Source organism: Flavobacterium sp. 2755 (assembly GCF_031455715.1).
Lineage (GTDB): Bacteria > Bacteroidota > Bacteroidia > Flavobacteriales > Flavobacteriaceae > Flavobacterium.
Window position 1 is genome coordinate 306,006 of record NZ_JAVDTG010000002.1, and the last position, 16,602, is coordinate 322,607.

Here is a 16,602-nt window from a genome sequence, read left to right on the forward strand (position 1 = left end):
TTATCCTTTTAAATTTTTTAAATTATCGATACTAATTGAACCGATGTTTCTGAAAATAGAAACTAAAATCGCCAATCCTACCGCAACTTCAGCAGCAGCAACCGCCATCGAAAAGAATACAAAAACTTGTCCTTGTGCATCCTGATGGTAAGTTGAAAAAGCCACAAATAAAAGGTTTACTGCATTTAGCATGATCTCGATAGACATGAAAACGATAATTGAATTTCGTCTGTACAATACACCAAAAACACCAATACAAAAAAGTACAACACTTAAAAAGATGTAATTTTCAATACCTATTTGATTTAATATATTACCCATTATTTATTTAATTTTTCTTTTTTAGACAATAATACAGTTCCAATCATCGCAACCAAAAGTAAAATCGAAGCAAATTCAAAAGGTACCATATATTCGTTCAACAATATTTTACCCAATACTTTAATAGATTGGAAATCTTCTCCGGTTGAATCATAATCTCCAACAATTGGTTTAGAATTGATGAAAATTGCAATTAAAACAATAACAATTAAACAGAAAGAAACAACAGCTCCTAAACGTGTAATCCTTGGTCGGTGAACATCTTTTTGTTCGTTAAGATTCATCAACATAATCGTAAACAGGAACAAAATCATAATCGCTCCAGAGTAAACTATTATATGTACAACAGCTAAAAATTGAGAGTTCAATAATAAATAATGACCAGCGATAGAGAAAAAACAAATCACTAAGTAAATAGCAGAGTGAATTGGGTTTCGGCTAAAAATGGTTAAAAATGCAGTTATTACTGTAATAAACGCTAAAATACAAAATATAACACCTACTGGAGTTGCGTTTGCGAAATCAGGAATATGTATCATTAGTTAGCGTTATTAAGTTGTGAATTTTTAATAGCCATTTCTAAAGGCATCACTAATTTGTCTTTTCCAAAGATGAAATCTTCTCTTTCATAACTTGCAGGAACTAAAACCTTAGAAGTTGTCAAATAAATAGCATCTTTTGGACAAGCCTCTTCACATAAACCACAGAAAATACAACGAAGCATATTTATTTCATAAATCGAAGCATATTTTTCTTCTCTGTATAAATGTTTCTCGTCTGGCTTACGTTCAGCAGCTTTCATTGTAATAGCTTCTGCAGGGCATGATAAAGCACATAATCCGCAGGCAGTACAGTTTTCACGGCCTTGCTCATCACGTTTCAACATGTGCTGACCGCGATAAACCGGGCTCATTTCACGAACTTGCTCCGGATAATGAATCGTAATTTTTTTTCTAAAAAGATGCTTAAGCGTAATCGCCAAACCTTTTACAATCGCCACAAGATACAATCGTTCAATAAAAGTCATCTCTTTATTAGAGACCACTTTTTTTCTACCCGATAATGATATAGTTTCTATTGACATTTTTTAATCTATGATTTATGATTTACAATTTGAAGTCAGTCAAATTCAAAATCTATTTTATTTTTATTTGAAGCTTAATCCTGCTATCCGCTTTATCTTTTATGGTGAACCCCACCATAAAAGGATGCCGCTTCTATCAGGGCTAGGGCATTACGGGTTCTTAGAATCCTAAAGCGGCTGCGATATCGTGTCTTAAAATAACAGCGCCCGTAATCATAATATTAATAATCGAAAGCGGAATTAAAATTCTCCAGCCTAAGTTCATTAATTGGTCATATCTAAATCTTGGAATCGTCCAGCGCACCCACATGTAAAAGAATATGAAGAAACATATTTTTACAAATAATACGGCAATTCCTAAAAGATTAGCGGTATTTACTCCAACATTTTCTACCATCCACTGCATTCCAGGATAGTTATAACCTCCAAAGAATAATACTGAAATAATAGTAGCAGAGATAAACATACTTGCATATTCAGCAAATAAATAGAATCCCATTTTCATTGATGAATATTCGGTATGGTAACCTCCAATTAATTCGTTTTCACATTCTGCTAAATCGAACGGAGTTCTGTTAGTTTCTGCAAATGAACAAATTAAGAATATTAAAAACGAAACCGGCTGATAAAAAACATTCCAGTTCATTCCTTGCTGCTGTAATGAAATTTCTTTTAAACTCATTGTTCCGGTCATCATCAATAATGCAATCATTGATAATCCCATAGCAACTTCATAAGAAACCATTTGAGAAGCTGCACGAACAGCTCCCATTAATGAGAATTTATTGTTAGAAGCCCATCCACCAATCATGATACCGTAAACTCCAACAGAAAGAACTCCAAAAATGTATAATAAAGCAATATTTACATCAGTTGCCTGAAGAATAATATCTTTTCCAAAAAGATGAAGTCTGTCTCCCCACGGAATTACAGCACTTGTCATCAAAGCTGTACTCATGGCAATTGCCGGACCTACAATGAATAAAAATCTATTTGGTGTGTTTGGAAAAAATTCTTCTTTAGAGAATAATTTCATACCATCGGCAAGCGGCTGTAGTAAACCTCCCCAACCTGCACGGTTTGGCCCAACACGATCCTGAAGAAAAGCAGCAACTTTACGTTCTGCCCAAGTAGAATACATTGCCATAATCATTGTTACCGCAAAAACGACAACAATTACAACACTTTTTTCTATAATAAATGCACCATCAACCATTGTTAAGAAATTTTGTTGTTAGTGTTTAATGGAATTTCAGCCATACTAATTTTTTTACGGTCGATATCTCTACCTAATAGAATATTCTTTTCGGTATCAATTTCTACTTTCTCCAATTTCTGAGTGTAGTTATTTTGGTTGATAACAGAATCTTTTTCAAATTCTCTTGGTCCTTCAATAACCCAGTCATTTACATCTTTGTGATCAAAACGACAGCTGTTGCAAATGAATTCTTCTACTTCATGGTACTCATCTTTACGACCAGTTACACGTTGAATTTCTCCACCAAACATCCAAACTGTAGTTTTACCGCAGCATCCAGGAGTAGTACATTCTCTGTGTGCGTTATAAGGTTTATTAAACCAAACTCTTGATTTAAAACGGAAAGTTTTGTCAGTTAAAGCTCCAACCGGACAAACGTCAATCATGTTTCCAGAAAACTCATTGTCGATTGCTTTAGAAATTCCGGTTGAAATATTAGCGTGGTCACCACGATCTAATACTCCGTGAACTCTGTTGTCTGTCAATTGATCTGCAACTTGTACACATCTTTGGCATAAAATACAACGGTTCATATGCAGTTGAATATTTGGACCAATATCTTCTGGTTCAAACGTTCTTTTTTCTTCAATAAAACGTGATTTTGGGTTTCCGTGCTCAAAACTTAAATTTTGAAGATCGCATTCACCAGCCTGATCACAAATAGGACAGTCTAATGGGTGGTTGATCAATAAAAATTCTGTTACAGATTTACGTGCTTCGGTAACTCTGGCAGAAGATTTACTGTTTACTTCCATTCCGTCCATACATCCTGTTACACAAGATGCCATTAATTTTGGCATTGGTCTAGGGTCAACTTCACTACCTTTCGAAACTTCAACTAAACAACAACGACATTTACCGCCGCTGCCTTTTAATTTTGAGTAATAGCACATGGCTGGCGGAACCAAATCTCCACCAATCATACGTGCAGCCTGCAGGATCGTTGTTCCTGGCTCTACGTCTATACTTTGACCGTCTATGGTTACTTTCATCTCTTAATTTTGTTTTTTTAGTTTCATGTTTCATGTTTCAGTTTTTAACCTGAAACTAAAAAAAACTTGAAACTTGAAACTATTTTAAACTTTTTTGTTGAAAGTCGGAATATTGAAAAGAATTGCTGTCCTTTTTAACATTTTGAACTTTATAACTTTCTGCTTTTTATTTTTATACGATTACTTTACCGCCTACTAAATGCTTTACTTGTGAAAAAGGTTCAGCAACAAAGTGATCTCTATTTTTGATTTTTTCAGGGAAACGAACGTGATATTCAAATTCATCTCTAAAATGGCGAATCGCTGCTGCTACTGGCCAAGAAGCGGCGTCTCCTAGAGGACAAATTGTGTTTCCTTCAATTTTACTTTGAATACTCCAAAGCAATTCGATATCTTCTTCACGGCCTTGACCGTTTTCAATTCTCCATAAGATTTTTTCTAACCATCCTGTTCCTTCACGGCAAGGCGTACATTGACCGCAAGATTCGTGGTGGTAAAAACGTGCAAAGTTCCAAGTGTTTCTTACGACACAAGCAGTATCGTTGTAAACAATAAATCCTCCAGAACCTAACATCGATCCGGTAGCAAAACCACCATCACTTAAAGATTCGTAAGTCATTAAACGATCTTCACCGTTTGCTGTTTTGAAAATCAATTCAGCTGGTAAAATCGGCACAGAAGAACCTCCCGGTACAAATGCTTTTAATGGACGGTTTGAAGACATTCCTCCTAAATATTCATCAGAATTCATGAATTCGTCAACGCTTAAACCTAATTCAATTTCATAAACTCCAGGATTTTTGATGTGCCCAGATGCAGAAATTAATTTAGTTCCAGTAGAACGTCCAATTCCAATTTTAGCATAATCGTCACCAGAGTTGTTTACAATCCAAGGCACCGTTGCAATAGTTTCAACATTGTTTACTACTGTTGGGTTCGCCCAAAGTCCTGAAACCGCTGGGAAAGGTGGTTTAATACGAGGATTTCCTCTTTTACCTTCCAAAGACTCAATAAGTGCAGTTTCTTCTCCACAGATATAAGCTCCGGCTCCACAGTGAACGTGTAACTCTAAATCGTAACCCGTACCTAAAATATTTTTTCCTAACCATCCGGCAGCCTTAGCTTCGGCGATTGCTCTTTCTAAAATTTTGAAAACCCACATATATTCTCCACGAATGTAGATATACGAAAGGTTAGCGCCTAAAGCGTAACTAGAAGTAATCATTCCTTCGATCAATAAGTGAGGAATAAATTCCATCAAATAACGATCTTTGAACGTTCCCGGCTCAGATTCATCGGCGTTACAAACTAAATGTCTTGGTTTTCCTGATTTTTTATCAATAAAGCTCCATTTCATTCCGGCAGGGAAACCTGCACCACCACGGCCGCGAAGACCTGATTTTTTTACTTCTTCAGTAACTTCATCCGGTGTAAGTGTTTTTAAAGCTTTTTCTACAGATGCATAACCACCATTTTGGCGATATACTTCGTAGGTTTTAATTCCAGGAATATTGATTTTATCTAATAATATTTTTTGTGACATCTTATTTATCGTGTAATATTATTTTATCATCTTTACAATCAGCGATTAACTGATCGATTTTTTCTTCTGTCAATTTCTCCTTGTAGAAATCACCTAACTGCATCATCGGAGCGTATCCGCAGGCACCTAAACATTCTACACCAGCAATGGTAAACATTCCGTCTGGAGTTGTTTCGCCCATTTTAATGCCTAATTTTTCAGAAGTATAATCCATTAAATTTTCGGCACCGCTTAAACAACAACAAGACGTCTGGCAAAATTCAAACATGTATTTTCCAATTGGTTTTTGGTTGAACATGGTATAAAAAGTAACCACTTCATAAACCTCAATTGGTTTTATCTGAAGAATTTCGGCAACCTTGTCCTGCAGTTCAGTGCTAAGCCAGTTGTTATGCGCATCCTGCACTTCGTGCAAAACAGGCAGTAGAGCCGATTTTTGTTTGCCTTCCGGATAATGACTAATCAATTCATTGATACGAGCGATCAATGCCTCAGTCATATTTATTTCTTGTTTGTAATGTTTACGTTCCATTTTTTATTTTGGATTTTAGATTTTAGATTTTAGATTTTTCAATCTGGATCTATAATCTGCATTCTTTTTAAATTTTAGATTTCTGATTTTAAATTTTAGATCTTCCAATCTGCAATCTAAATTCTAAAATCTGCAATCTTTTTACGCGTCTAGTTCTCCTGCAATTACGTTTAAACTCGAAAGGATAACAATCGCATCAGAAAGTAACGCACCTTTAATCATTTCAGGATATGCCTGGTAGTAAATAAAACAAGGTCTTCTGAAATGTAATCTATATGGAGTTCTGCTTCCGTCTGTAACTAAATAAAAACCTATCTCTCCATTTCCTCCTTCAACAGGATGGTAAATTTCGGCAACCGGAACAGGAACTTCTCCCATTACAATTTTAAAGTGATAGATTAATGATTCCATCGAATTATATACATCTTCTTTTGGAGGAAGATAATAATCAGGAACCTGAGCATGATATTCGTTTCCTTCCGGCATTTTTTCTAAAGCCTGACGAATAATGCTTAAACTTTCCCAAACTTCAGCATTACGAACACAGAAACGATCGTATGTATCACCTGATTTTCCAACAGGGACAATAAAATCAAAATCTTCGTAAGATGAGTAAGGCTGAGCTACACGAACGTCGTAATCAACTCCGGCAGCACGTAAGTTTGGACCCGTAAATCCGTAAGCCATTGCTTGTTCGGCAGAAATTGCACCTACGTTTACAGTTCTGTCAAGGAAAATTCTGTTTCTTTCAAATAAGTTTTCGAATTCTTTCCAGGCAACTGGAAATTCTTCAAGGAATTTATCAAGTTTTTTGAAAGCTTCTGGAGACCAGTCTCTTTCAAAACCACCAATTCTTCCCATATTTGTAGTCAAACGAGCTCCACAAATTTCTTCGTAGATTTCGTAGATTTTTTCTCTAAATTGAAAAACGTATAAGAAACCAGTATACGCACCAGTATCAACCCCAAGAATCGAGTTACAGATTAAGTGGTCTGTAATACGAGCCAGCTCCATTACAATAACTCTTAAGTATTGCGCTCTTTTTGGAACTTCAACACCTAATAGTTTTTCTAATGTCATCCACCATCCCATATTATTAATAGGAGAGGAGCAATAGTTCATACGGTCTGTAAGAGGAGTAATTTGGTAAAACGGACGATTTTCGGCAATTTTTTCGAAAGCTCTGTGGATGTAACCAATAGTTGGTTCAGCTTCCAGAATTCTTTCACCATCCATTAATAGGATATTTTGAAAAATACCGTGAGTCGCAGGGTGGGTAGGACCTAAATTCAGTACTGAAAGCTCGCTTCCGTCTTCGTTTAGTTTCTCCTTAATTATTTTAGCATAACGATGCTCTGGTGGTAATAATAGTTCTGACATTTTATAATGTTGAATTATTTATTTTTTAGCAATTTGTTGTTGTTCTTCCAAAGAATCTGTCGTCTTTATCAGTTCTTCCGCTGTCTTCCATTGGGAATTCTTTTCTCATTGGGAAAGACACCATTTCATCCATATTCAAAATACGTTTCAATTGCGGGTGGCCAATAAAATTGATTCCGTAGAAATCGTATGTTTCTCTTTCCATCCAGTTTGAACTTAAAAAGATATTTGAAACAGTTTTGATTTCTGGTTTTTCGCCGTTTAGATAAACTTTGATTCTCAAACGTTTGTTTTCGTACCAGTTGTGCAAATGATATACGATAGCAAACTGACGTTCTGAATCGTTGTCCGGGTAATGAACCCCGCATAAATCTGTTAAAAAGTGAAAACGCAGTTCAGAATCGTTTTTAAGGAATAAAATCAACGCTGTAATTTTATCAGCTGAAGCTTCTAAAGAAAAAATATCTCTTTCTTGCTGAAAGTTAAAAACATCGTTATTAAATGTTTCTGTAAGTTTATCTTGAATCAGGGTATTTTCTAAAGCCATCTTATGAGATATTATATGAAGCTAATAATTCTTGGTATTCTGGTGAACTTCTGCGTCTAACAGATTCGCTTTTTACCAATTCTTGTAATCTCATTACACCGTCAACAATCTGCTCTGGTCTTGGCGGGCATCCAGGAACGTAAACGTCAACCGGGATTACTTTATCAATTCCTTGTAAAACTGAGTAAGTGTCGAAAACACCACCTGATGAAGCACAAGCTCCAACAGCAATTACCCAGCGCGGCTCAGACATTTGTTCGTAAACTTGTCTTAAAATTGGAGCCATTTTTTTAGAAATAGTTCCCATTACCAATAACATATCTGCCTGACGAGGAGAGAAACTCACACGCTCAGATCCAAATCGTGCTAAATCGTAATGTGAAGCCATTGTTGCCATAAACTCAATTCCGCAGCAAGATGTTGCAAAAGGTAAAGGCCAAAGAGAATTCGCGCGTGCCAAACCAACAACGTCATTTAGTTTTGTAGCGAAGAAACCTTCTCCTACAACCCCTTCCGGTGGCGCAACCATATTTACATTTGAATCGCTCATTTTTATTTTAGATTTCTGATTTTAGATTTTAGATTTGTTGAAATCGTAAAAAGTAAAATCAATTTTTTAAATCAGTATTAAATTTCAATTGAGTTTAAATTTTAAATTTTAATTCAAGACATAATCTAAAATCAGAAATCTAAAATCTAAAATCTTTTTTATTCCCAGTCTAAAGCTCTTTTTTTGATGATGTAGAAAAAACCAACTAAAAGTAAAGCCATAAAAACGACCATTTTAAGCATTCCTTCTATACCAAGATCTTTAAAGTTTACTGCCCACGGATAAAGGAAAATTACCTCTACGTCAAACAATACAAACAAAATTGCTACCAGAAAATATTTTACAGAAAAAGGAATACGGGCATTACCAACAGATTCGATACCGCACTCGAAGTTTTTATCTTTAACTTCAGAGGTTCTTTTTGGGCCTAATTTTCCAGAAATAATGATTGTTCCTACCACAAAACCAACAGCCAGAATGAACTGCATTAAGATAGGAATGTAACTGTATTGATCAGATTGCATAAGCTTAGCTTTTTTACTTAAAGAATAAGCCACAAAGATAACTTTCAACTATGTAAATCACAAACTAAAGGGAGATATAAGTACACCATGAAAGCGCGTTTACATGTAATTTTTATTGATTATAAATAAGACATGCTTTTTTTAATATTTTTTTAAGAAATGGACAAAAAAAAACGTTTCGAAATAAATCGAAACGTTTTTAAAACCATTCAGAGGCAAAAAAAATAAATTGCTATATTTTTCTTAGATTACTGCTACTTTAGCAGCAACTTTCCCTTTTCTTCCTTCTTCTTCTTCATAGCTTACACGGTCACCTTCGCGTAATTCTTCCGCGTTAATTCCTGAAGCGTGAACGAAGATGTCCTTTCCTGTTTCTTCGTCTGTAATGAATCCATAACCTTTAGATTCATTGAAAAATTTTACTGTACCTGTACGCATTGTAATTGTAATAATAATTTATAATAAAGCAAATGTAATATATAAATTCATACAAAAGACATCTACCTGTTAATTTTTTGTAAAAATTATTGATTTCCAGTGTTTTTACGTAGTTTATTGCATCAAATTATATATGAAATACCATAATTTGAGAATCGTTAATTGTAAGAATATCAAAAAGATGAACTTGTAGGAATTTAATATCTCAATAAATGTAAATCAGCCCATTATTTTTTGTGACTTTATTGCATAAAAAAAACAGCTGAATTTCAGCTGTTTTTAAATATTTAAATTTCTATTAATTAAATAGAATCAATTTTAATGTGTAATTCTTTCAATTGAGATTCATCAATTGTTGATGGAGCATCAATCATCACATCGCGTCCTGAATTGTTTTTAGGGAAAGCGATAAAATCTCTAATAGTTTCCTGACCGCCTAAAATGGCAACCAATCTATCTAAACCAAAAGCTAAACCACCGTGAGGAGGCGCTCCAAATTGAAAAGCATCCATTAAGAAACCAAACTGTGCTTTTGCTTCTTCTTCAGTAAATCCTAAATACTTGAACATTAACTGTTGTGTCGCTTTATCATGAATACGAATTGATCCACCGCCAATTTCGTTTCCGTTTAAAACCATATCGTAAGCATTGGCACGAACTTTTCCCGGTTCTGTTTCCAACAAAGCCATATCTTCTGGTTTTGGAGATGTAAACGGGTGGTGCATAGCATGGTAACGACCGCTTTCTTCGTCAAGTTCCAATAATGGGAAATCAACAACCCATAATGGAGCAAATTCTTCAGGATTACGCAATCCTAAACGAGTTGCTAATTCCATACGAAGTGCAGAAAGCCGCGCACGGGTTTTGTTAGCTGGTCCGGAAAGTACAAAAATCATATCTCCAGGATTTGCTTCTGTAGCTTTTGCCCAGTTTGCTAAATCATCATTATCGTAGAATTTATCTACAGATGATTTGAAAGTTCCATCTTCATTACATTTTACATAAACCATTCCAGACGCTCCAACTTGCGGACGTTTTACCCAGTCAATTAATCCGTCAATTTCTTTACGGGTATAATTTCCTGCTCCCGGAACTGCAATTCCCACTACTAATTCAGCTGAATTGAAAACTGGGAATTCTTTGTGCTGTGCAAATTCGTTTAACTCACCAAATTTCATCCCGAAACGAATGTCCGGTTTGTCATTTCCGTATGTTTTCATAGCATAATCGTAGGTAATTCTTGGGAATTTATCTACTTCTATACCTTTAATTTCTTTTAATAAATGTCTTGTCAAACCTTCAAAAACATTCAAAATGTCTTCTTGTTCTACAAAAGCCATTTCGCAGTCGATTTGTGTAAACTCCGGCTGACGGTCTGCACGTAAATCTTCATCACGGAAACATTTCACAATTTGGAAATATTTATCCATTCCCCCAACCATCAAAAGTTGTTTGAAAGTCTGCGGAGATTGCGGTAAAGCATAAAACTGTCCTTCGTTCATACGGCTTGGTACAACGAAATCTCTTGCTCCTTCCGGAGTTGATTTGATTAAATAAGGAGTTTCAACTTCGCAGAAATCTAAATCAGATAGATATTTACGAACTTCCATTGCTACTTTATGACGGAACAATAAGCTGTTTTTTACCGGATTTCTACGAATATCTAAATAACGGTATTTCATTCTGATATCTTCACCACCGTCAGTTTCATCTTCAATTGTGAAAGGAGGCGTTAAAGCAGCATTTAAAATCGTTAATTCAGAAACTAAAATTTCGATTTCACCAGTCGGAATGTTTTTGTTTTTAGCTTCACGCTCAATAACAGTTCCTTTTACCTGAATTACAAATTCACGACCAAGAGTTTTGGCTAATTCAAAAACAGTTTTATCGGTACGACTTTCGTCGAAAATAAGCTGTGTAATTCCATAACGGTCGCGTAAATCGACCCAGTTCATAAATCCTTTATCACGTGATTTTTGAACCCAGCCCGCAAGTGTAACTTCGGTATTAATATTTGAAGCGTTTAGTTCGCCGCAATTATGACTTCTATACATAATCTCAATTTTAGACTGCAAAAGTAAACACAAAATTCAAATTAATATAACAAAGTGTGCAACTAGATGATTATTAATTTAAAATATTTTGTTAATTCTGAAATTTTGAACTTGTAATTTCTTTAGATTTGATGTACTAAAAACAAACTTTAATACTATGAAGAAACTTCTTATTGCAGGTTTAGTACTTTTCAGTGCTTTGAATATCAGCGCACAATCTAAAAAGTATGTAACTTTTGAAGCAAATATCGCCAACAGAAATACTGACATTATAAAGATTATTAATGAAGGCAGAGTAATCAAAACCATCTATGTCGATAAGAATGGTATTTTTAAAGATACTCTGTCTGTTGATGGAGGCAGAAGCCGATTATATGATGGTGTAGAATCGACAGAATTGTTTCTAAAAAACGGTTACGATATAAAACTGAAAATGGATGCCAAACAATTTGATGAATCTATTGTTTACACTGGTAAAGGAAGTGCCGAAAACAACATTTTAGCGCAGCGTATTTTAGCCGATGAAAAACTTTACGATAATAGTGTCATTGCTCTAGATGATGCTGCTTTTAATAAATTGGTCGATGCAAAAAAAGCCGGCGATGCTGCTCGCTTAAAAGATAAAAATCTAGATCCAGAATTTGTAAAAATTGAAACAGAAAATGGAGCTAACGCAATTGCAGAAATCTCTCAATATCGCAAAGAAGCTCAGGATATTGCAAAAATGAGCAATAAACCTTCTCCAGATTTTGATTATGAAAACCATAAAGGAGGTAAAACCAAACTTTCTGATTTAAAAGGAAAATATGTTTATATTGATCTATGGGCAACTTGGTGCGGACCTTGCAGAGGAGAAATTCCATATTTGCAAAAAGTGGAAGAAAAATATCATGGAAAAAATATTGAGTTCGTAAGTATTTCGATAGACACGCCAAAAGATCATGATAAATGGCAAAAGTTTGTAACCGATAAACAACTAGGAGGTATTCAGTTATTTTCTGATAATGAATGGAAATCGGAGTTTGTAACTAGTTATAATGTAACTGGAATTCCAAGATTCATTTTAATTGATCCAAAAGGTAATGTTGTCGATGCAAATGCATCAAGACCCTCTTCTCCAGACCTTGAAAAGCAGTTAGACTCATTATTGAACTAATTTATGCATTAAATTTATAACGTTATCGTAGTTTTAGTTTTTTACTAAAACACCAGTAAAACCAATGCCTCAGCGTTGGTTTTTTTGTTTTTGGGAAATTTCCAATGTTAAGTTTTTATTCAATGTTACCAAATTGTTAAGTAAAAGTTTTTTTAATGTAAACAATTAACTATATTTGATAATGATTTCTTAACATTAAGACCTAAAGATATGAAAAAGAGTGTAATTTTAGCAGCGTTGTTGTTCTCTGGAATATTAGCTGCACAAGAAGTAAATCCTGAATTAGAAGCTGTTGGAAACAAAGTAAAAGCTACTTATTATTATGATAATGGCAGAGTACAGCAAGAAGGCTTCTTTAAGGATGGTAAATTAGATGGTGTTTGGGTATCTTATGATGAAAGAGGAAATAAAAAAGCCATAGGAGAATACACAGACGGAGTTAAAACTGGAAAATGGATTTATTTTAATGACAACAACAACTTAAGTGAAGTTGCTTATGTTGACAATAAAGTAGCCTCAGTTAAAAACTTACAGAAAAATGCTTTAGCAAACAGAAACTAATTAAGTTTCGACGATTTATAAAAAAACCGTCCTGTTGAAAAACGGGACGGTTTTTTTATGCCTGTTTTTTAGATTTTTTTCTTCTTCCAAACCAAATTATAAAACCGGTTACAGGTAAAGCGGAAGCAATTAAGCTTACCGTAAAAGCAATAATTTTTCCGGGTAAGTCTAAAATTTGTCCCGTGTGGATTCCGTAATTCATTTCGACAACCTGAAGACCTAAACTTTTTGATTGATATGGGTCACTTTGAATTAATTTTCCGTCTTGTGGATGAAAATAATAATTGCTTTGATGATCGTATCGTAATGTATGGGGATATGCTCCGGTGCTGATGATGTCGCCTTTTTGCTGCGGATATATAACAAAAAGCATTTCGGCTTTTGGCTGTAATTTCATGGTTTCAATAAAAGCCCGATCGACAGCTGTTATAGTATTTGAATCGAATTTTGTTGTGTCGATTACAGGCGCTTTTGTTTCGGCAGCTTTGTCTCCGCCAAAATTGAATGTTTTGTAAATTCCGTCGCCAACCCACTCGTATGTAAAAGTCAATCCGGTTATGGCTAGAATAAGTGCAATTAGTGCGATATAAAATCCGGAAGTATTGTGCCAGTCATAATTTACACGACGCCATCTTGCGGACCATTTTATAGTAAAACTTCTGTTGACATCGCTTCTTCGTTTTGGCCACCATTGTATAATTCCTGAAATCAATAAAACAATAAAAATTAGGGTCGAAACGCCAATAATATGTTTTCCGATATAATCCGGCAGAAGCAAATACAAGTGAATATATTCGACAATGATGAAAAAATCGGTTTTGGGATTTTCAGTTTTTAGATATTCTCCTGTGTATGGATTAAAATAGAGATATAAATTTTCGGTATCAGAATAGGTGAAAACAATTGCCGAACGATTTCTTCCATAATACGAAACCATTGACTGTTTGTTCTTTGGAAGAATTTCTTTTGCTTTTTCCTGTAAAACAGATGGCATTAAAAAAGGTTTGTTTTGAGGTTCAACCAAACGCCATTCTTTTCGGGTAATGTCTTTTATTTCATCATGAAAACAGAATATGCAGCCCGTAATACAGACTATAAAAACAATAAGCCCGGAAATTAATCCGAGCCATTTATGTAGAAAACGTATTTGCGTTTTAAATCCCATTTTTTGATTAAAAGCGTAAAAGTAGACGCAAAATCAATAGAGGGCAAATAATTTATGCTAATTTTAAGCTATTGCTCAAAAAGTAAAAAAAGTTAGCCACGAATTTCACAAATTTCCACAAATTTAATTCGTGCAAATTCGTGAAATTCGTGGCGGAAAAATTTAAACTTTTGTTTCTGCAACAACTTCTTTTTTAGGCTTTAAATGATATGCAGTATAAAGTGATATGGAAGCCAAAGCAATCCAGAAAACATCAATAAAGAAAATCTGAATTTTGTGTTCCATAAACGAAATCCAAAACCAATCTCCGGAAACAATTCCGTTTGTGATTGGAATTAGGAAACCTAAAATACTTCCAGAAATTAAGCAAAACTTATTCGTAAAATCATCATTCTTTTTAATGATAAAGAATACAGTCAATATAAGCCATCCGCCAAAATATAAACTGAATAAGCTGGACTGACTTAAAGGATAAAATATTTTTGAACCAATAAAAGCCAAAGCGGTAATTGGATACATACTCAAACAAATGGCCAGATAAATGCGTACAACTGCAGCGTTGAAACGTCTTTTCTTTTCGGGTAAATTATTCTTTTGTCTTGCCACTAACCAGATCATAACGCCGGAAATAATGACAAAACACGTTATAATTCCCAAAATGAAACTGACGATTTTTAGTGCATATCCGCCGTAATCACCAAAGTGAATTCTATATAAAACATTTTTTACAACATCAATATAGCCATTTTGAGTAACAGGATTTTTGCGGGCAACTTCTTTTCCGTCAGCAATGCGATATACTACTTTTCCAATTCCGGTAAATTTTTTGTCACTCAATAATTCACCTTCAACTAAAACGTGCATGTTGGCATCGCCATAATTTTGAATAAAAACTCGGGTAATTTCAAAATCAGACCAATTGCTTTTTGCTTTAGAAACAAGCTGATTGATATTAAAAGGCGTCGCTAATTTTTTATTGTCAAATTTAAAATCAGGATCGTTGTACTCTAATTCTTTATATAATTTGTTTTCGTCGCCTTTATACAAAGCCATTACAGCAGGCGCGACAATTAAAAGTTTAATCATGAAAAATGCTCCGGTTACAGCATAAACAAATTGAAACGGAAGTCCGATCATTCCTAATGCTGTATGTGCATCCGTCCACAATGTTTTTAATTTTTCTTTTGGACGGAAAACATAAAAGTTAGAAACAATTTTTTTCCAATGCAGTAAAAGCCCTGTTACAATGGCAAATAAGAAAAACAAAGCTGTAAATCCTGAAAGATAATATCCAACCGGATACGGAATCTGAGCCAGGAAATGCAGACGATATAAAAATTCACCTAAAGAATAAGATTCTTCGTAAGTGTATGATTTGAATTTTTTGTTGTCCAGATAAAAGAAAGTTCCTTCTTTTTGTTTGGCTGGAGCCAAAGTATCTTTGGTGCCTTCCATATAAACGGCAACTCTGTTTTCTGTAGAAGGTTTAGATATTGTTATATTTCTTCCGTGTAAAACGTATTCTTTATCAAGATTTTTTAAAGCTTTATTGTAATCTAATTCAATTTCTTTTGTAATGGCAGTAGATTCGCTTCTTTCCCAATTGATGATTTCATCTCTAAAAAAAGAAAAAGACCCTGCAAAAAAGATCACAAAAAGCACAACACTAATTACAATTCCGCTAACGGTATGTGTATGAAAATAAATATTATAATGGCGATTATTCATAAGGATTACGCAACGGGATTATAAGTTTGACCAAGATAAATAAGAGCAGAAAAAACTAAAGTAAGAAGAATGTAAATTCCCCAAATTTTCAATCCGCTTTTGGCTAAGAAAGCCAAGACCATCAAAACAACCCAAAGTATAAATCCGCTAAAAGCCATTGTCATTAAAACCTCCGGACGATTAAACCAGGAAGCTAAAGCTAAATGAAAGGTAACTGAAACAAAGTAACCGCCTAAAATTGCTGCGGTAATTTTGGCAAAACGAGGCCAAAAGGCAGGAGTTAAATATTTTGAATTTGCTGGCATTGGTCAAAAAAGATTAATTGTAATAAAGTTCTAATAAAGCAACAAGAATCAAGATGGTTAAAAGTGCTTTACTATTTACTTTTTTTAATGGTCTAAGAATAATAATTAAACTCCCAATGGTCATTAGCTGAATAAAAAACATTAAAGTTCCGCTTCCTAAAGACTGAGTAAAAAGCCAGATTGCATAAGCTGTTACAAGAAGTGCTAAACCAGTAATTTTAGTTTGTTTTGGATTTTTCTGCATCCATTTTTCAAAACCAAAATCATACGATAATGCGGCTCTTTTTGAAGTGTAGTAAAGTGTATAAAAAGCTAAAAAAACGATAAGGCTTGCTATTGTTATCATGATTTTACAGATTGAATTAAATTATCGCTTAGTTTATAAAAAGGATAATTTTAAATTGTTTTTGATTCTGCAAATCTAAGTCATGAATGCCAACAATGCAAGCTATTTTTATTTATTC

The 16,602-nt window shown here is 34.3% G+C and carries 19 protein-coding genes; 2 read left to right on the forward strand and 17 right to left on the reverse strand.

Annotated features, from left to right (window positions below; all coding sequences use genetic code 11):
- The 13 genes from nuoK to aspS form a co-directional block, all read right to left on the reverse strand.
- Entirely contained in the window at window positions 1–321 is a 321-nt protein-coding gene (gene nuoK / locus J2Y38_RS05080; RefSeq protein WP_012023318.1) for an NADH-quinone oxidoreductase subunit NuoK, read from the reverse strand.
- Window positions 321–860 (reverse strand): NADH-quinone oxidoreductase subunit J, encoded by a 540-nt coding sequence (locus tag J2Y38_RS05085; RefSeq protein WP_073483764.1) that lies wholly within the window; start codon window positions 858–860, stop codon window positions 321–323. Before J2Y38_RS05085 ends, nuoK begins: the two co-directional genes overlap by 1 nt.
- Window positions 860–1,405 (reverse strand): NADH-quinone oxidoreductase subunit I, encoded by a 546-nt coding sequence (locus J2Y38_RS05090; RefSeq protein WP_053471551.1) that lies wholly within the window; start codon window positions 1,403–1,405, stop codon window positions 860–862. Before J2Y38_RS05090 ends, J2Y38_RS05085 begins: the two co-directional genes overlap by 1 nt.
- Window positions 1,406–1,565: 160 nt before the next feature.
- The gene (nuoH, locus tag J2Y38_RS05095) at window positions 1,566–2,621 is read right to left on the reverse strand and encodes an NADH-quinone oxidoreductase subunit NuoH (protein WP_309840185.1); all 1,056 of its coding nucleotides are present in this window, start codon (window positions 2,619–2,621) and stop codon (window positions 1,566–1,568) included.
- 2 nt (window positions 2,622–2,623) lie between these two features.
- A complete protein-coding gene (locus tag J2Y38_RS05100) occupies window positions 2,624–3,655 on the reverse strand; it encodes a 2Fe-2S iron-sulfur cluster-binding protein (RefSeq protein WP_309840187.1) in 1,032 nt (343 codons plus the stop codon).
- 172 nt (window positions 3,656–3,827) lie between these two features.
- Window positions 3,828–5,198 (reverse strand): NADH-quinone oxidoreductase subunit NuoF, encoded by a 1,371-nt coding sequence (gene nuoF, locus J2Y38_RS05105; RefSeq protein ID WP_309840189.1) that lies wholly within the window; start codon window positions 5,196–5,198, stop codon window positions 3,828–3,830.
- A gap of 1 nt (window position 5,199) precedes the next feature.
- Window positions 5,200–5,730: an NAD(P)H-dependent oxidoreductase subunit E gene (gene nuoE / locus J2Y38_RS05110; RefSeq protein ID WP_133523518.1), complete on the reverse strand. Its 531-nt coding sequence runs from the start codon at window positions 5,728–5,730 to the stop codon at window positions 5,200–5,202.
- Window positions 5,731–5,871: 141 nt separating this feature from the next.
- Window positions 5,872–7,110, reverse strand: a complete 1,239-nt coding sequence (locus J2Y38_RS05115; protein WP_053471547.1) for an NADH-quinone oxidoreductase subunit D — start codon at window positions 7,108–7,110, stop codon at window positions 5,872–5,874.
- A 25-nt stretch (window positions 7,111–7,135) separates the two neighbouring features.
- Window positions 7,136–7,657, reverse strand: coding sequence for an NADH-quinone oxidoreductase subunit C (locus J2Y38_RS05120; RefSeq protein WP_053471546.1), 522 nt, complete (start codon window positions 7,655–7,657; stop codon window positions 7,136–7,138).
- A gap of 1 nt (window position 7,658) precedes the next feature.
- Window positions 7,659–8,207, reverse strand: coding sequence for an NADH-quinone oxidoreductase subunit B (locus tag J2Y38_RS05125; protein WP_057121621.1), 549 nt, complete (start codon window positions 8,205–8,207; stop codon window positions 7,659–7,661).
- Window positions 8,208–8,365: 158 nt separating this feature from the next.
- Window positions 8,366–8,731 (reverse strand): NADH-quinone oxidoreductase subunit A, encoded by a 366-nt coding sequence (locus J2Y38_RS05130; RefSeq protein WP_053471573.1) that lies wholly within the window; start codon window positions 8,729–8,731, stop codon window positions 8,366–8,368.
- Window positions 8,732–8,974: 243 nt separating this feature from the next.
- Window positions 8,975–9,169, reverse strand: a complete 195-nt coding sequence (locus J2Y38_RS05135) for a cold-shock protein (RefSeq protein WP_007137066.1) — start codon at window positions 9,167–9,169, stop codon at window positions 8,975–8,977.
- Between the two features lie 302 nt (window positions 9,170–9,471).
- Window positions 9,472–11,223: an aspartate--tRNA ligase gene (gene aspS / locus J2Y38_RS05140; protein ID WP_309840242.1), complete on the reverse strand. Its 1,752-nt coding sequence runs from the start codon at window positions 11,221–11,223 to the stop codon at window positions 9,472–9,474.
- Window positions 11,224–11,380: 157 nt separating this feature from the next.
- On the opposite strand from aspS, the gene J2Y38_RS05145 reads away from it, so the two are divergent.
- Window positions 11,381–12,379, forward strand: a complete 999-nt coding sequence (locus tag J2Y38_RS05145; RefSeq protein ID WP_309840244.1) for a TlpA disulfide reductase family protein — start codon at window positions 11,381–11,383, stop codon at window positions 12,377–12,379.
- 210 nt (window positions 12,380–12,589) lie between these two features.
- Window positions 12,590–12,940 (forward strand): toxin-antitoxin system YwqK family antitoxin, encoded by a 351-nt coding sequence (locus J2Y38_RS05150; protein ID WP_180857155.1) that lies wholly within the window; start codon window positions 12,590–12,592, stop codon window positions 12,938–12,940.
- A 55-nt stretch (window positions 12,941–12,995) separates the two neighbouring features.
- Here J2Y38_RS05150 and J2Y38_RS05155 read toward each other — a convergent pair whose 3' ends face one another.
- The 4 genes from J2Y38_RS05155 to J2Y38_RS05170 all read right to left on the reverse strand — a co-directional run bounded on the left by J2Y38_RS05155 (window position 12,996) and on the right by J2Y38_RS05170 (window position 16,484).
- The gene (locus J2Y38_RS05155) at window positions 12,996–14,105 is read right to left on the reverse strand and encodes a PepSY-associated TM helix domain-containing protein (protein WP_309840249.1); all 1,110 of its coding nucleotides are present in this window, start codon (window positions 14,103–14,105) and stop codon (window positions 12,996–12,998) included.
- Window positions 14,106–14,267: 162 nt separating this feature from the next.
- The gene (locus J2Y38_RS05160; RefSeq protein ID WP_309840254.1) at window positions 14,268–15,833 is read right to left on the reverse strand and encodes a PepSY-associated TM helix domain-containing protein; all 1,566 of its coding nucleotides are present in this window, start codon (window positions 15,831–15,833) and stop codon (window positions 14,268–14,270) included.
- Between the two features lie 5 nt (window positions 15,834–15,838).
- Window positions 15,839–16,138 carry a hypothetical protein gene (locus J2Y38_RS05165; RefSeq protein ID WP_073483744.1) on the reverse strand — a complete coding sequence of 100 codons (300 nt, stop codon included), beginning with the start codon at window positions 16,136–16,138 and terminating at the stop codon, window positions 15,839–15,841.
- Between the two features lie 13 nt (window positions 16,139–16,151).
- Window positions 16,152–16,484: a hypothetical protein gene (locus tag J2Y38_RS05170; protein WP_309840257.1), complete on the reverse strand. Its 333-nt coding sequence runs from the start codon at window positions 16,482–16,484 to the stop codon at window positions 16,152–16,154.
- Window positions 16,485–16,602: the final 118 nt, after the last annotated feature.

Bases quoted from the DNA above. Each gene is read 5' to 3' on its own strand.
- J2Y38_RS05085 (WP_073483764.1), bottom strand. From the start codon at position 860: ATGATACATATTCCTGATTTCGCAAACGCAACTCCAGTAGGTGTTATA.
- J2Y38_RS05130 (WP_053471573.1), bottom strand. From the start codon at position 8,731: ATGCAATCTGATCAATACAGTTACATTCCTATCTTAATGCAGTTCATT.
- nuoH (WP_309840185.1), bottom strand. From the start codon at position 2,621: ATGGTTGATGGTGCATTTATTATAGAAAAAAGTGTTGTAATTGTTGTC.
- J2Y38_RS05135 (WP_007137066.1), bottom strand. From the start codon at position 9,169: ATGCGTACAGGTACAGTAAAATTTTTCAATGAATCTAAAGGTTATGGA.
- J2Y38_RS05145 (WP_309840244.1), top strand. From the start codon at position 11,381: ATGAAGAAACTTCTTATTGCAGGTTTAGTACTTTTCAGTGCTTTGAAT.
- J2Y38_RS05170 (WP_309840257.1), bottom strand. From the start codon at position 16,484: ATGATAACAATAGCAAGCCTTATCGTTTTTTTAGCTTTTTATACACTT.
- nuoF (WP_309840189.1), bottom strand. From the start codon at position 5,198: ATGTCACAAAAAATATTATTAGATAAAATCAATATTCCTGGAATTAAA.
- aspS (WP_309840242.1), bottom strand. From the start codon at position 11,223: ATGTATAGAAGTCATAATTGCGGCGAACTAAACGCTTCAAATATTAAT.
- nuoE (WP_133523518.1), bottom strand. From the start codon at position 5,730: ATGGAACGTAAACATTACAAACAAGAAATAAATATGACTGAGGCATTG.
- J2Y38_RS05120 (WP_053471546.1), bottom strand. From the start codon at position 7,657: ATGGCTTTAGAAAATACCCTGATTCAAGATAAACTTACAGAAACATTT.
- J2Y38_RS05090 (WP_053471551.1), bottom strand. From the start codon at position 1,405: ATGTCAATAGAAACTATATCATTATCGGGTAGAAAAAAAGTGGTCTCT.
- J2Y38_RS05115 (WP_053471547.1), bottom strand. From the start codon at position 7,110: ATGTCAGAACTATTATTACCACCAGAGCATCGTTATGCTAAAATAATT.
- J2Y38_RS05155 (WP_309840249.1), bottom strand. From the start codon at position 14,105: ATGGGATTTAAAACGCAAATACGTTTTCTACATAAATGGCTCGGATTA.
- J2Y38_RS05100 (WP_309840187.1), bottom strand. From the start codon at position 3,655: ATGAAAGTAACCATAGACGGTCAAAGTATAGACGTAGAGCCAGGAACA.
- J2Y38_RS05160 (WP_309840254.1), bottom strand. From the start codon at position 15,833: ATGAATAATCGCCATTATAATATTTATTTTCATACACATACCGTTAGC.
- nuoK (WP_012023318.1), bottom strand. From the start codon at position 321: ATGGGTAATATATTAAATCAAATAGGTATTGAAAATTACATCTTTTTA.
- J2Y38_RS05150 (WP_180857155.1), top strand. From the start codon at position 12,590: ATGAAAAAGAGTGTAATTTTAGCAGCGTTGTTGTTCTCTGGAATATTA.
- J2Y38_RS05165 (WP_073483744.1), bottom strand. From the start codon at position 16,138: ATGCCAGCAAATTCAAAATATTTAACTCCTGCCTTTTGGCCTCGTTTT.
- J2Y38_RS05125 (WP_057121621.1), bottom strand. From the start codon at position 8,207: ATGAGCGATTCAAATGTAAATATGGTTGCGCCACCGGAAGGGGTTGTA.